The sequence below is a fragment of the Niallia oryzisoli genome (assembly GCF_036670025.1).
Taxonomy (GTDB): Bacteria; Bacillota; Bacilli; order Bacillales; family Cytobacillaceae; genus Bacillus_BD; species Bacillus_BD oryzisoli.
Genome location: NZ_CP137640.1, coordinates 1,558,927 through 1,573,891, shown reverse-complemented (window position 1 = coordinate 1,573,891; position 14,965 = coordinate 1,558,927). Strand labels below are relative to the sequence as shown.

General features: G+C 37.5%; 16 protein-coding genes and 2 pseudogenes. 3 read left to right on the top strand and 15 right to left on the bottom strand.

Annotated elements, in window-relative coordinates; genetic code table 11:
* Positions 1-15 precede the first annotated feature (15 nt).
* The 4 genes from der to R4Z09_RS07905 all read right to left on the bottom strand — a co-directional run bounded on the left by der (position 16) and on the right by R4Z09_RS07905 (position 3,118).
* The gene (gene der, locus R4Z09_RS07920) at positions 16-1,326 is read right to left on the bottom strand and encodes a ribosome biogenesis GTPase Der (RefSeq protein ID WP_338451785.1); all 1,311 of its coding nucleotides are present in this window, start codon (positions 1,324-1,326) and stop codon (positions 16-18) included.
* A gap of 108 nt (positions 1,327-1,434) precedes the next feature.
* Complete coding sequence (locus R4Z09_RS07915; protein ID WP_338451784.1) at positions 1,435-1,620, bottom strand: capping complex subunit for YIEGIA; 186 nt, start codon at positions 1,618-1,620, stop codon at positions 1,435-1,437.
* On the bottom strand, positions 1,617-2,513 hold the full coding sequence (locus R4Z09_RS07910) for a YIEGIA family protein (protein WP_338451783.1): 897 nt from the start codon (positions 2,511-2,513) through the stop codon (positions 1,617-1,619). The genes R4Z09_RS07915 and R4Z09_RS07910 overlap by 4 nt, the downstream gene beginning before the upstream one ends.
* The gene (locus R4Z09_RS07905) at positions 2,510-3,118 is read right to left on the bottom strand and encodes a YphA family membrane protein (RefSeq protein WP_338451782.1); all 609 of its coding nucleotides are present in this window, start codon (positions 3,116-3,118) and stop codon (positions 2,510-2,512) included. The genes R4Z09_RS07910 and R4Z09_RS07905 overlap by 4 nt, the downstream gene beginning before the upstream one ends.
* A 158-nt stretch (positions 3,119-3,276) precedes the next feature.
* Here R4Z09_RS07905 and R4Z09_RS07900 point away from each other — a divergent pair, with 158 nt between their 5' ends.
* Positions 3,277-3,420 carry a YpzI family protein gene (locus tag R4Z09_RS07900; protein ID WP_338451781.1) on the top strand — a complete coding sequence of 48 codons (144 nt, stop codon included), beginning with the start codon at positions 3,277-3,279 and terminating at the stop codon, positions 3,418-3,420.
* A gap of 25 nt (positions 3,421-3,445) precedes the next feature.
* Here R4Z09_RS07900 and fni read toward each other — a convergent pair whose 3' ends face one another.
* From fni to prsW, 9 genes are all read right to left on the bottom strand, one after another.
* Positions 3,446-4,507, bottom strand: a complete 1,062-nt coding sequence (gene fni / locus R4Z09_RS07895) for a type 2 isopentenyl-diphosphate Delta-isomerase (protein WP_338451780.1) — start codon at positions 4,505-4,507, stop codon at positions 3,446-3,448.
* Between the two features lie 12 nt (positions 4,508-4,519).
* Entirely contained in the window at positions 4,520-5,656 is a 1,137-nt protein-coding gene (gene rpsA, locus R4Z09_RS07890) for a 30S ribosomal protein S1 (RefSeq protein WP_338451779.1), read from the bottom strand.
* 163 nt (positions 5,657-5,819) lie between these two features.
* A complete protein-coding gene (locus R4Z09_RS07885; RefSeq protein WP_338451778.1) occupies positions 5,820-6,401 on the bottom strand; it encodes a lysophospholipid acyltransferase family protein in 582 nt (193 codons plus the stop codon).
* 2 nt (positions 6,402-6,403) lie between these two features.
* Positions 6,404-7,078, bottom strand: a complete 675-nt coding sequence (gene cmk, locus R4Z09_RS07880) for a (d)CMP kinase (protein ID WP_338451777.1) — start codon at positions 7,076-7,078, stop codon at positions 6,404-6,406.
* Positions 7,079-7,255: 177 nt separating this feature from the next.
* The gene (locus R4Z09_RS07875; RefSeq protein WP_338451776.1) at positions 7,256-7,435 is read right to left on the bottom strand and encodes a YpfB family protein; all 180 of its coding nucleotides are present in this window, start codon (positions 7,433-7,435) and stop codon (positions 7,256-7,258) included.
* Positions 7,436-7,488: 53 nt separating this feature from the next.
* Positions 7,489-8,157: a flagellar brake protein gene (locus R4Z09_RS07870; RefSeq protein WP_338451775.1), complete on the bottom strand. Its 669-nt coding sequence runs from the start codon at positions 8,155-8,157 to the stop codon at positions 7,489-7,491.
* A 184-nt stretch (positions 8,158-8,341) separates the two neighbouring features.
* A complete protein-coding gene (ypeB, locus tag R4Z09_RS07865) occupies positions 8,342-9,694 on the bottom strand; it encodes a germination protein YpeB (protein ID WP_338451774.1) in 1,353 nt (450 codons plus the stop codon).
* 13 nt (positions 9,695-9,707) lie between these two features.
* A complete protein-coding gene (sleB, locus tag R4Z09_RS07860) occupies positions 9,708-10,586 on the bottom strand; it encodes a spore cortex-lytic enzyme (RefSeq protein WP_338451773.1) in 879 nt (292 codons plus the stop codon).
* Positions 10,587-10,688: 102 nt separating this feature from the next.
* Positions 10,689-11,372 (bottom strand): glutamic-type intramembrane protease PrsW, encoded by a 684-nt coding sequence (gene prsW, locus R4Z09_RS07855; RefSeq protein ID WP_338451772.1) that lies wholly within the window; start codon positions 11,370-11,372, stop codon positions 10,689-10,691.
* Positions 11,373-11,530: 158 nt separating this feature from the next.
* Between prsW and R4Z09_RS07850 the strand changes: the two are divergent.
* A pseudogene (locus R4Z09_RS07850) lies at positions 11,531-12,031 on the top strand (asparaginase); the annotation flags it as partial.
* Between the two features lie 301 nt (positions 12,032-12,332).
* Here the strand turns inward: R4Z09_RS07850 and R4Z09_RS07845 are convergent.
* Positions 12,333-13,292, bottom strand: coding sequence for an asparaginase (locus R4Z09_RS07845; protein WP_422392252.1), 960 nt, complete (start codon positions 13,290-13,292; stop codon positions 12,333-12,335).
* Between the two features lie 139 nt (positions 13,293-13,431).
* Here R4Z09_RS07845 and R4Z09_RS07840 point away from each other — a divergent pair.
* Positions 13,432-13,914: pseudogene (locus R4Z09_RS07840) on the top strand (asparaginase); the annotation flags it as partial.
* A gap of 51 nt (positions 13,915-13,965) precedes the next feature.
* Here the strand turns inward: R4Z09_RS07840 and R4Z09_RS07835 are convergent.
* Positions 13,966-14,943 carry a YpdA family putative bacillithiol disulfide reductase gene (locus R4Z09_RS07835; protein WP_338451771.1) on the bottom strand — a complete coding sequence of 326 codons (978 nt, stop codon included), beginning with the start codon at positions 14,941-14,943 and terminating at the stop codon, positions 13,966-13,968.
* Positions 14,944-14,965: the final 22 nt, after the last annotated feature.

Here is a 14,965-nt window from a genome sequence, read left to right as displayed (position 1 = left end):
AACCTTTTGGATAGTTTACTTTCTTTCCCGAGGAAAAATCTTGATCGGTGTTCCTTCAAAACCAAATGCATCCCTGATTCGATTTTCCAAGAAGCGTTCATAAGAAAAGTGCAGTAATTCAGGTTCATTTACAAATACGACAAACGTTGGCGGCTTTACCGCAACCTGGGTTGTATAATAAATTTTCAAACGCTTCCCTTTATCTGTAGGCGTTGGGTTCATTGCAACTGCATCCATAATGACATCATTAAGCACACTTGTTTCTACTCTGCGGGCATGATTTTCACTTGCTAAATCAATCATCGGAATTAACGTATGAATGCGTTTTTTCGTCTTTGCTGATAAGAAAACAATCGGTGCATAATCCAAGAAAAGAAAATGCTCACGAATTTTCCGTTCGAATTCTTTCATTGTTTTTTCGTCTTTTTCAACTGCATCCCATTTATTTACAACAATAACAACAGCCCGTCCTGCTTCATGAGCATAACCGGCAATTTTTTTATCTTGCTCAATAATCCCTTCCTCGGCATTGATCACGACAAGAACAACATCGGAGCGTTCGATGGCACGTAAGGCTCGTAACACACTGTATTTTTCTGTTGTTTCATAAACCTTTCCTTTTTTCCTCATCCCCGCGGTATCAATAATGACATATTTCTGTCCGTTATAGGTTACATAGGAATCAATAGCATCCCTTGTAGTTCCAGAGATATCACTGACAATCACACGCTCTTCTCCCAATATCGCATTAACAAGTGAGGACTTTCCAACATTCGGACGGCCAATTAATGAAAAACAGGTAACGTCATCTTCATAATCCTTTGTGTCTCTTTGCGGAAAATGCTTAGCAGCCTCATCCAATAAATCTCCCAAACCTAATCCATGCGAACCGGAAATAGGGAATGGTTCCCCAAAGCCTAATGCGTAAAAATCATAAATTTGATCTCGCATTTCTGGATTGTCAATTTTATTCACAGCTAAGACAACAGGCTTTTTCGCTTTATAGAGAATTTTCGCAACCTCTTCATCAGCAGAGGTAACCCCTTCTCTTCCATTGGTCAAAAAGATAATCACATCAGCTTCATCAATTGCTATTTCCGCCTGTTGACGAATTTGTTCTAAAAAGGGCTCATCTCCGATATCAATACCACCTGTATCAATAATATTAAAATCATGATTTAACCACTCTGCAGAGCTGTATATTCTATCTCGTGTCACACCAGGAATATCTTCAACAATCGAGATTCGCTCACCGACGATTCGATTAAAAATGGTCGATTTTCCAACGTTTGGACGTCCCACTATGGCAATAACAGGTTTTACCATAAATATCACCCTCCTCTATATGTTAAACTCCTATTTTATGTATCGGAATATATTTCCAGTAATCAGACAGGCTTAACTTAACTAGTTTATCAAAGGAAAAGCGTAATATCAATGCTTCACAATTATATAGACTTCATCTGTTATAGCATGTGCAATTCCATCCAGAATCGCTTCCAGATTTACTGCATAATTATCCATGTCTTCTTTATTATCACACACAAACACGGTTGCACCGCTTGGTACTCTTTTCGGGTTTGTTGTAACCACCGCCAAAATATATTTTTCAATATTCATTTCGTATTACTTCCTTCCGTTTCCACTCTTCTCTCATTTGGCATGCGAATGGCGTTTTCCAATGTTGGAACAGCACCGATAACATCAATCGCTCTTTGAATATCCTTTTCCTGCGGCAGGACAAATACGGCGACACGCCCATCATCTAAATCTCGTTTTGCAAGTGGAACTAATGCTGGCGTACCTGAATCCCTATACACTCCCATCGCGGTTGAGACATCATGAAGTATTGCTTGTCTCTGCCCTAAATTAGCAATGGTAGATCTTGAATTGAAATTTTTCGGTTTTAATATAAAACCCATTCCATATCGAAGGACTTCCTCTTGCCGTGCAGGTAAACCGATATTCATAATATAGATGTTATCTACATACAATCCCGGCCCGTCGAATCTCGGTTCTACATAAGTAATATCAACAATATCCTTAATTTTACTGCCGGCCATTAATTTTTTTGCTATCAAAAGCGAGATCAGGGCAATGATTAAACCAACCCAAATATTAAAAACTAAATAGCCCAAGGTAGAAAATAACGATGTAAATATCACTAAATAATTGCGGCTTTCAAAAGCAATCGCAATCCCTTCAATATAAGTCTTTCCACGCGGAACCATTTCATAGCTGTCTAATTCAGTCAACGTATTGCGCTCCATATTACGAACATCACGGAACTGTGAAGCAGCTAAGGTCAAAAAGGTAATAGCTGTAAAATCCTCCTCCATGATCGATGGTACTGCAACCGTTCCCAATCCGGCCGCAATAAAACCTAGCGCGATATGGATAATCTTTCCGTGCAAATAGGTCGGATATTGGCGATAATCTGTTCGAAGCATATAAAGTCTCGTCAGTGTTCCCACGGTCATTCCCAATATGATCGGGTACGTATATTCATTCATGTTAGTTTTTCTTTCTCCTTTTCGATAGAATGCAGATTCTTTTCAAAATAACTTACAAAAAATTCTAGGGTGTTCCAGCAAACTAATATGGCGGCGGCCAATGCCAAAGGATCAAGAGCATATAATGATGCAACAGGATAGGAAAATGAATATCTCGTTAAGATAAAAGAATAAAGGATTTCACCTTGAATCATACCGAGCAGCATCACAAGTATCCTTTGCTTTTTGTCAGAATACAGAAGGAGCGCTATGCAAGAAACAAGAATGGCTAAAAGCCAGTCCCTTTTTATCAAAATCCAGATCGGATCAAACAGTTCAAATAAAAGAAAACAAACAGATGTTAACATGACAATAAAGGAAGATAACATAAAGTAAATCAATTTTTTTGCCGTCAATTGAGCTGCAGATATGTAGACAGACACCGCAATAAATATACCTGTCCCATTTATTTCAAAACCCCATAATGTTATAGAAGTAGTTGATAATGCAATGGCGGTTAAAATCCATGCTGAAAGAAGCAGACGGATAGGATGCGTTTTTGGATAAAAAAAGGTAGTAATGATCCATCCAAACCAAAAAAGCCAATAAAATAAAAAACCATCCATTATTTATGCACCCCCTATCCTTTCCATTATGGCTAAAGTTAATGGACTTTAATCGTTTCCGCTTTCAATTTCCCTGTTAACTATCTCGAAAAGTTGCCATATGTATGCATAATCTTGTGTACATGTACCATGTTAAAGAGAGGAGGTGTCAAGAGATTATGGGTAGAGACCGTCAAGAGAAAAAGCTAAAGAACAGTCGCCGTGTTGAGTCTGACAGAGATCAAGCACTCCACTATCCTGGAGCAACTAAATTACAAAGTCCTGAAGAGGCAAGAAGATTGAACGACAATAAAGATGTATAAAGAAATAAGCTCCCAAATGGGAGCTTTATTTCTTTATACATCTTTGACTATATTTTTTTGTATCAATACCGCGTTCCTGCAGCCAGTGATGGGTTCTGCCACTAATAACAATTGGTGCACTTTGTAAATCTAAAATTGTTCCTGCTCCAAGTGCTGTCATAATTAGTGACAGTTCCTCGTGGAGAAGCTTGATTTCTTCGATTAATCCTCCAAGCCCATCCTTAACTAATATTTTCAGGAAATAACCTGCAATTCCGACGAGATTCGCACCAAGAGCAATCGATTTAGCAATATCAAGACTGGTTTGGATTCCACCCGAGCTGATGATGTCAATCGAGGTTCCACTATTTTTTGCCTCAGCAAGTGCGGCGGCGGTAGGAATTCCCCATTCATTAAAAAAGCTGAGTAATCGTTGTCTTCGTTCATTTTCAATTTTGGCAAAGTTTGTCCCGCCGTACCCGCCGACATCAACAGCCTTTACTCCAATCGAGGCAAGCTTATTTACGACCGCTTGATTCATGCCAAACCCAACTTCCTTCACAATTACCGGCCGGTCAAGACCATTCACAATGGCTTCTATTCGCTTAAGGGCATTTGTAAAATCCCGTTCTCCTTCTGGCATAGTCAGCTCCTGGATGACATTTAAATGAATTTGAAGCATATTTGCCTCAATCATATCAACGGCTCTTTTAGCATGTTCAACCGTTGCTTCACTGCCAAGATTGCCGATAATGATACCGTTCGGATTTACCCTGCGAACAATTTTGTAGGTCTTTTCCTCGTCAGTATTTTTCAATGCAGACATTTGAGATCCAACAGCCATAACCATTCCGAATTCTTTAGCTGCAGCTGCCAGATCTCGATTAATTCGCATTGTTCTTTCCCCGCCGCCGCCTGTCATCGCATTGATAAAAATTGGCGAACTTACAGAAAGTTCGCCAATTGTAGTATCCAATGAAATATGATTGACCCCTGTATCAGGCAGACTTTGGTGAATAAAAACAATGTCATCCAAACCGGTTACTCTATCCTGGCCTGTTGTGAGAGCATACTGAATATGCTCCCATTTTCTTTTTGATCTGGACAATTTATATCACCATTATTTTTTAAGATTCTTTAATTGATCACCAATCATATCACCTAATTGGAAACCTTTTGATTCTTCAGGAAGCTCATAATCAGTGACTTCCGGCACGTTTTCTTCCAATTCCTTTATACTTAAGGACAAACGTTGATCCGCTTCGTTGACATCAAGAACTTTTACTTTTATTTTTTCTCCATCGCTCAATACTTCATGCGGTGAACCGATATGCTTATGAGAGATTTGCGAAATATGAACAAGTCCTTCAACACCAGGAAATACCTCAACGAATGCACCATATGAAACAAGGCGTTTTACTTCACCGTCTAAAACGGCTCCTCGTGGTGCCTTTTCGGCAATATTTGTCCAAGGTCCAGGCAGTGTCTCTTTGATCGATAATGAAATTCTTTCATTGTCCTGATCTACACTTAATACTTTAACTTGAACTTTTTGCCCTTCCTCAACTACATCTGATGGTTTTTCAACATGTTGATAGGATAATTGTGAAATATGAACAAGTCCATCAATACCGCCAATATCAACAAATGCGCCGAAATCTGTAATCCTTTGTACAGTTCCTTCTAACACTTGACCTGCACTGAGTGAACCTAATAACTGTTTCTTTTGTTTGCCTTTCTCTTCCTCTAAAACAGCACGGTGTGAAAGAATGATACGGTTCTTATCTTTATCAAGCTCAACGATTTTAAATGTGAGCGTTCTTCCTTTATAATCAGAGAAATCTTCTACAAAATGAGATTCTACTAAAGAAGCTGGTACGAAGCCGCGAACCCCAAGGTCAACCACTAATCCGCCTTTAACAACATCTTTAATTTCTGCTTCAAATGTTTCCCCTTTTTCAAATCTTTCAACAAGCTGATCCCAGGCTTTTTCGGCATCAACTTTTCGTTTAGATAGAATTAGTGCCTCTTCTTCAACTTTTAATACCTCTAAGTCAAGGTTATCGCCTTGTGCAACTACATCACTGGCCTTTTCAATGTGAAGGCTTGATAATTCACTGATAGGAATAATTCCATCGAGTTTACTTTCCGGAATTTCCACTATAACTTGTTTTTCTTCCACTTTTGTTACGATACCACGAACAGTATCTCCAACCTCAAAATTCTTAACATCTACATTATTCATTTCCTCTGACATATGTATTCCTCCTTAGTCCGCAGAACTTGCTTTTATAAAATGATTATTTCATTTGTCACTATGATCCAAATGAAGTACAAAAATCCCATCGAAAGAATTTTCAAAAAAAAAATCTCTTTGTATAAACTTCTTATAAATGACTCTTTTTGTCAAGCAAGACGAATTACGTATGGGCTGTAATAAGATGTTTAATTTCATTCATAATGGCTTCTGTCACTTGTTCAACTGAAGCTTTATTCTGTCTGTATTCATCCATAGGAATCGGTTTTCCATAAACAACTTTCAACCTTTTAAAAGGCTTGTACGGTCCTATAATCGCACAAGGAACTATATGGGCATTTGAACGAAGCGCGAAGAACCCTGCCCCGGCTAGTCCTTTACCCAATTCCCCTGTTTTACTTCTCGTCCCTTCAGGAAACAATCCTAAAACCTTCCCATCGTTTAATACTTCTAATCCTTTTCTCAGTGCTCCCCGGTCACTAAACCCTCTTTTAACAGGAAAAGCATTGATATGCGGGAGGATTTTACCAAGTACGGGTACTGAAAACAGTTCTTCCTTTGCCATAAAATGGATCGGCCTTGGTGATGTTATACCAATCACTTCTGGATCAAAATTATGAATATGGTTACAACAAAGCAAAACCCCGCCATCTTTAGGAACATTTTCTTTGCCAATGACTTTAAATTGATATATTGGAAACAAAATAAAATTACAAATACTGCGACCCAATGGATACAAATTCAACTCTATCTTATCCTTTCTTTTACCAGTTCCATGATCTTTTCAACAACCTGTTCAATCTCTAAAGCGGTTGTATCTATCTCTATTGCATCATCAGCCTTCTTTAGTGGTGCAATTTCCCTCTCAGAATCAAGCTTGTCCCGTTGCTCTATTTCTTCTTGAAGTTTTTTTAGATCCGATGGGTAGCCTTTTAAAAGATTTTCGGCGTGACGTCTATTTGCCCGTTCCTCAACCGATGCCAATAAGAATACCTTTACCTCTGCATTTGGTAAAACATGTGTACCTATATCACGCCCATCCATTACGACGCCACCGTTAGCTGCAAGGCTTTGCTGCCTTTTTGTTAATTCGCTTCTTACTAACAAATGACGTGCGACGATTGAAACAGAATTGGTCACCTTTGGTGTTCTAATTTCATTTGTAACATTTACCCCATCTAAATAAATGGACTGGCCGCCCTTTTCTGGTATCAATTCTATTTTTGTTTCAGCTAATATCCGGCTCAATTCAATCTCATTTTCGAGATCTGCCTGTTGAAGAATCGCCTTATAGGTTATAGCTCTATACATCGCTCCAGTATCAATATAAATGTATGACAGGTTTTCAGCTACTCTTTTTGCAACAGTGCTTTTACCGGCTGCAGCAGGGCCATCTATGGCGATTGATATTTTATCTTTCATATTTCCTCCTATATGCTTAGTTAGACAATCATCTAAGTTCAAAAATATTTACTTTCATGATCCAATGAGTCACTTCTCTTTTCCCCTTAACTATTCTATTTTACCATATGAAGATAATACGGTGTTATCTTAGGAATTTTGTTCGGGAATTCAAAAAAGCAGGGAAGCCCCTGCAATTTACTTACTTGAAAAAGTCTCTAAAAACTCGGTTAAATCATTTTCTGATACACCTTCATATTGTGCCAGCTGCTGCAGCTCTGGAAATGAATTCAGCTTATGAAAAAAAACTTGCGTCAACAGCAAGAAAACAAATTGAATAATAATCAATTTTAATAGCAATCTTTCAACTATTTTCATCTTTATACAACCCCATATTATAGATATATTTCTATTATGGGATAAATAAAGTGCTAATATTCCCCAAGCTCAATTCCTTTTTTCTTTAAAGCTAATTGCCGGTCAAAAGTAAACCTTAGCAGCTGTTGTCTTTGCTGAGGCGTTACATCCGTAAACAGGATTGAAAATAAATTCTGATTCGTACCAGTCTTTTTCATAACCCTGATTACTTTACTTACCAAATCCATGTAATGTGTATCGCCATTTTGCATTGGTAGTACAAACACCGACCTGATACTCATCCCGGGTTTCATATTGAAGGAGTGATTCAAAACGACCAATGATCCTCCTGCACTGATATCTTCCGTAATTGTTGTAAAGGGTTGAAACTCATTTTTTAGTGGATGAACAGCAACATCTACAGACGTCTCAATGCGTACAAATTCCCTTCTTTGAATTTTGATCACATGGTCATCACCCGGATAAACTAACATCATCATGGGAATTCCCTGAACCATTCTTCCGAGTATTTCTGTTTCAAAAAGATACCCTGACTTTCCTTCAACAAATGAAACCCGAAGTTGGGTTCCATCAACTAAAAAAGTTGTCCGATTTGTCTTCATATTTATTGGATAATCAATATAAAGAATATTATCCTTTCGCTCAACTAATCTGCATTTGTACTTTTCCGTTTGTTTAGCATATTTAGGTTCTAAAATGAGTGAGTTTCCTATTGTTAGCATATGATCTCTCTTTTCTTCAGGCACTCTCCAATATGTAAATTATGCCATGTACAAATATGTTGATGCAAGAAAAGAATACGTTTCAAACTAAAGCCAAAACAAAAAAAATCTGCGTGTCCATTCATTTTTTGCTTTTCACTCATGCAAAAAATTGGAATGAAGCACGCAGCAGTTTGTTCTGATTCTAAACTACCTTTTCATAAATCTGTTCAGCATTTTTCATCTTCTCCACTTTCTCTTCTATTCCCGATTCAGCATTAATAAAAATTCGATAGGTGTCCTGGTCAAGTGTTCCCATAAATTCATAGCATAGTACTTCTTTATTCATATCATTCATAATGACAGCTAAACCATCGTCCATTATTTTCACTTGTGGATTGATTTTCTTTTTTGCTTCTTCAAGTGTAAGCGATGGATTAGCTATTTTCCGCTTATCATTTACCGATTTTAAATAATCTTCTTCGGAAAAACCAACTATTTGGCCATTATCAAGCGCTATCTTCATTTTAACAGACTCAGGATAGATCCTTACTCCGTTTTCAGTTTTCACAAAGGTAAAGACACCAATATTGTCGTATTGGGTACTTTCAAACATTTCTAAGTCTTTAAACCCATTATCCTTTAGAAACTGCAAAGCTTTATTACTTGCATCATTTAAGCTGATTTTTTGTTCAGTAACATCTCGTGACAGGATGTACCAGATTGGATAACCGCCTTTTTTGGTTATATCCATATTTGCTATTTGATTTGTTTTTTTATCTTCAATCGAGACACTGTAAAACTCATAATCGGATCCATCACCATTTTTGGTTACATTTACTTCTACATCTTTTCCTAAGCCGGCATATTTATTAGCAATTTTCACGGCTTCCTCTTTAGAAATACTTTTGCCTGCTAAATTATTAAACCCTGCATCATCTTTTTGCAGATTGACAAAGGCTGGCCCAAAGTCTGTCTCTCCATAGCTGTCTACCGCTTTTTCGACTGTTTTAAATCCATCAATAATCGTATTATCAGCTGATTCTTTTCCTGTTGCTAACGCAAGCTCTACATCCATCCAGCGCAGGTTATTTTTTAACGCCATATGCTGTACATTCCTTAATTCGTTTTGAATCTCTTCTGCTTGGCCGTACAGCTCTTTCAACGCTTTGTACTCTTCGTCGCTTAACGGTTCCTTATCAAGGTCTCGAATCGTCGCCTGATAGCTAAAATCACCAATTTTCGCTAAAAACTCTTCCGTTTTATTAAAGGGAAGCAAAGTTAATGGCAGCTGTCCGACATCATTATGGGCTTGAGACGTAATTTTCCAAACCTCTGCAAGTGCCGGTGATAAAGACTCACGTGAATTCATTGCCAGCGTGGTACCTATTTTATCATGCAATAAATCTACTTGATAGGATAAATCATGAAAAGCTCTTTGATAGTTATTTTCTGCATTGAGTAATACAGCGTTTTTTTCCCGATGTTCCTGATAACCCCATAATGCTGTACCTGCAACACCTAATGACAATACTGCGATCAGAATTCCTCTAAACAATGTACTCACCTCTTTATTTGCAGAATATATGCTTACCGATCTGTTTAATTTGCGGCCGTGTCCAAATCCATCCGCTTGTCGCCGTATCAGGATTAAAATAATAAATTGCATCACCTGTCGGATCCCAGCCATTTATAGCATCAAGTACAGCCTTTTTAGCTGTTTCGTTAGGTGTAAGCCAGATTTGTCCATCTGCAACAGCTGTAAAGGCACGTGGTTCAAAAATAACGCCGGAAACAGTATTTGGGAACGATGCACTGTTTACCCGGTTCAAAATGACCGCAGCAACGGCCACCTGCCCGACGTATGGCTCTCCTCTTGATTCGCCATATACAGCATTTGCCATTAATTGAATATCATTTTGCGAAAAACCATTTGGAACATTTGCTGCGGTCGGCTTATTATTCCCTTGCGGAGCTGGTGTGTTTGGCTGTGCCTTGGGAGCTGGCTTTGCCGGTGCTTGATTTTGTTGATTGCCTCCAGCAGGCGCCTTCGCGGCCGGTTGTTTTTGTTTATTTAAATCTGTTCCTCCATAATGTGTAAATTTATTTCCTTTATTGATTTGATTTTTTACAAATTGCTCATTGTATTTGGAAGCTTTTGCGAGTTTATTTTTTGTATCCGTCCCTGCTAATCCATCAATCGGCAGGCCAAACTCATATTGAAAATTCCGTAATGCCCAATATGTACCCCAACCGAAGACACCATCAATTTCTCCGTTATAAAAACCTAAATATTGAAGACGGGATTGGAGCTCAATTACATCATCACCAACAGCGCCTTGTTGAATGACTTGATTGGAAAAAGCATTCACTCTGTCTTGAGTTGGGACAATGAATAAGAATATAGAGAAAAGGACAATGAGTTTTGATTGTAATATTATTCTTTTCATGGTTCTACTACCCCCAGTTGTAAATCATTCTCATATTAGTCGTATTTTTTGTATTAATTGGTTTTTTATACAATAAAATTACCAGCACAACTAAAAAGCCTTTCATTCACAAGAATGAAAGGCTTTTTGCATCTCTGCATATTGGGCACTTAACGTATGGGCCTTTTTTACTTTCCGTAATCCGAGCCACCAAAGAAAAATCATAAACGGCAGCATGATATAAACCCAGTTTGTTTGCGAAATGAGAATATAATCATAGATTCCATGTAAGAGAAAGGGAATCAGAAAGGATAAGACGAGCCATTTAAAATTTGAGGAGGAAGAAAACTTCCCTTTTCCTAAATAATACCCCATAATAACACCGAATAGAGCATGGCTCGAAACAGGAAGAAGCGCACGGCCAAGTGCAAACTCAAGCCCGTTTGCCACCAAGTACAAAATATTTTCTGTGGTTGCAAAGCCAAGAGAAACAGATGCTCCATACACGATCCCATCATATGGTTCATCGAAATGGAAATGAAGAAACGCCGTGTAGTAAACAATAAACCATTTAAAGAATTCTTCAAGTAAGCTTGTTGATAGAAATGCATCAGCTAAACTAGAATGTATAATATTTTCCGTATCCAGTACATACTGAATAAACATGATGGGAAACACAAGAAGTGAACCGAATAAAAATGTTCTGATCACCATTGAGATAGGTTCAACACCAAAACGATCTTTTAAATAAAAGTAACATAATAAGGCTAAACCAGGTGCAATCCCGGCTGATAGTATTCCCAGCATTAGCCGTCCTCTTTTCAATCTATTTTCTTTAATCCTACCATGATATGTTCATATTGAAAATGACCTATTTGCTGCAACAGGAATATTTTGTAAATAATAAAAATCTTTTTCTTCTTCTTTCTGGAAGTTTACACGATCATTATTTGGAGGCTTTTTTTATGTCTAAAAAAATCTTAATCATTCACACTTGTGGTACGATTTCAATGAGCGAGGATGAAACAGGAACTGTAAAACCAACCGATCATAACCCAATTACACAGCACACAAAAGAATTGACCGACCTAGGGGAGCTGATCATTGAAGAACCGTTTCAATTGCCCTCTCCACATATTACCATTAAAGAAATGCTAACTTTAAAAACTATGATTGAAGAGTATAGCAAGCAGGGGATCGATGGGGTTGTTATTACCCACGGAACTGATACACTGGAGGAAACAGCTTATTTTCTTGATTTAACAACCGATACTTCATTTCCAATCATTGTTACCGGGGCAATGCGATCAAGTAACGAAATTGGTTCAGATGGCTTATATAACGTTATCTCATCGTTTCGAGTAGCCTCCAGTGAAGATGCAAAGAATAAAGGTGTACTTGTTGTATTAAATGATGAAATTCCTACAGCAAGCAACGTTACAAAAACACATACGAGTAATGTCTCAAAAATACACTTTGAAGGAATTAATAAAGTACAAAAAGCGTTGTAAATAGCCAATCATCTTTAACCTAAAACAAAATATTTAATCTTATTACCACACAATTTGCAAGTAGATAAATCCAAATCTTATTCACCAATTCATCCATTACTCTTATGTCCTAAACACCATTATCCTCAATTACTAAACTCTCTTACGCCCTATATCTCAATACTGTACTTATCACTCTTTTTTAAATAAAGTAAACGTTTTACATATTAGTTCCAAAAATAAAAAGCCCTCTGATAAGGGCTTTTTATTTTCTAGACTATATAAATTTAAATTCATTTTCATTTGATGAAAGTAATACTGCTAATTTAATTCTTGCTTTTTTTGAATCATAGTCACCACCAAGGATGACTCCTTTGTTACAAAGATCATATGTACTTCCATAATAGTCATATGTTGGGTAAACTGCCCCTTCTTCGGAGCTAGTAGTGATCACAATTGTTATACCAGCTTCAATAGCTTTTTCAATTTCCTCCATCATTTTAGGCGCAACTTGCCCTCTCCCTACACCCTCTAAAACAATTCCTTTTACTCCACACTCTCTAGCTGCTTTAATAAACTTTCCATCTGCCTCTAAATAACATTTAATTAAATCCACTGTAGGAATAGGGTTTTGCATTTTATAATACTCATGTTTAATAGGTTTCTGAAATATTTGTACTTTATCGTTATCAATAATACCAAGATATCCAAAGCCAAATGCGTTAAATCCTTGGATATTAGATGCGTGCTCTTTCTTGACATACTTAGCTGCAAAGATACGCTCATTAAAGACAACTACCGTTCCAGAACCTCGAAGGTCTTCTTCACATGCAGTATAAATAGCATGTCTCATATTTATATATACATCGCTACCTGCATCATCAATAGAACGCTGTGAGCCAGTAACAACTACTGTCCTTTCGTCACCCACGGTTAAATCTAAGAAATAGGCAGTCTCCTCAAGAGTATCTGTACCATGGGTAACTACAATACCATCCACACTTTTGTCTTTAAAATAATGTTCGATGAGATTCTTCAATTTAGTCAAATCTTCGAAAGTTAGATGCATGCTTGCCTTTTGAAATGCAGATTCTACAACCACCTCTATATCTTTCGGAAGATTACATAAATCAGCAAGTTCTTCACCCGTTAAAGCGCCGGAAGCTAATTTCCCTGAACTTGCATTCGGTTTACTTGCTATTGTTCCACCAGTTGTTATTAAAATCACTTTTTTCACTGATATCACCCTTTTTTTATAACAGGATATTCTACTTTTATTATCTTAACAAAGATTTACGATTAGTTATAATTTTGCTGGGGATAGGCTAACTCCAAGACCGTGTTAATTTATTCATAAATGAATGTATCTAACATTTCATACGAGCAATGTTTCCACCTTTCAAAGTCCACAATACGGTCCTATTGGCATTGTCACAAAAAGAGGGATTATTTTTCACCATTCCCCATTAGAACTGGAATATTATCAGATTGATCATATTTCAAATCGAGTAGCGTTATTGAAAGCCCATGCAGGAACGGACTCCTCGCTATTTTATGCGATAAAAGAGCTTCATTATGACGGAATTGTCATCGAAGCTCTTGGACAAGGGAATCTTCCACCTGCAGCCATTGATGGAATAACAGCCTTAGTGGATGCAAATATTCCGATCGTTCTTGTTTCTCTCTGCTTTAATGGAATTGCCGAAGATAACTATTCCTATGAAGGCGGAGGCGCCCATTTAAAACAGCTTGGCGTTATTTTTTCAAATGGCTTAAATGGTCAAAAAGCAAGGATTAAATTATTGATTGCATTAGCAGCAACAAATGATTTCAAAAAGATTGAGCAAATGTTCCAATAACACAGCTTTAGCTGAAAAAGGTCCTTTCTTAAAAGGACCTTTTTCAGTGCTTTATGACAACGATTGGGACTTTATATTCTTTAAGGCATTAGCAATTTTCCCACCATGGAAACGGCCATTTTCAATAAAAATCTCATTTGCCTCATTTCCAGCAGCAATCACGCCAGCGATAAAAATCCCTTCTACATTTGTTTCCATTGTTTCTTCATTATAGTAAGGACGACCTGTTTCTGAATCTATTTTCACGCCTATCTTTTTAAGAAAGTCTTTATCAGGATGGTAGCCTGTCATTGCAAAGACGAAATCATTTTTAATGGTATACTCATTGCCATCTTTTACATATGTCAATGAATCTTCTTTTATTTCTGATACAGCTGCCTCCCACACCATTTCGATTCGCCCATTTCGGACATGACCCTCAAATTCCGGCAAAATCCATGGTTTAATCTTTGGTGAATATTCGCTGCCGCGATACAATACAGTTACTCTTGCCCCAGCTTTCACAAGTTCAAGTGTTGCATCGACACCCGAATTCTTTAATCCAATAACAACGACGTCTTTATCAAAGTATGGGTGTGCTTCTTTAAAATAGTGGAAAACCTTTGGCAATTCTTCGCCCGGTACATCTAAATAATTAGGATGATCATAATAACCGGTTGCAATCACAACGGATGCAGTTTCGTATTGATCATTACTAGTTGATACAATATAGCCGGAAGTATTCTTTTTCACCTCTAGTACTTTTTCAAAGGCATTTACGCGTATATTTTTTCTTTTGACAACTTCCCGATAATAAGCAAGAGCCTGACTTCGGTTTGCTTTACGTGTTTCTGTTATAAAAGCAACATCACCAATTTCTAATTTATCACTAGAGCTAAAAAAGGTTTGGTGTGTTGGGTAATGATAAATGGCATTTACGATATTCCCTTTTTCTATCACCAGTGGTGTGATCCCTACTTCTTGTAATGCAATGGCTGCAGCCAATCCACATGGACCGCCGCCAATAATAATGACCTCTTCCTGTCTCATCCTTTGTTCACTCCTAAACAAG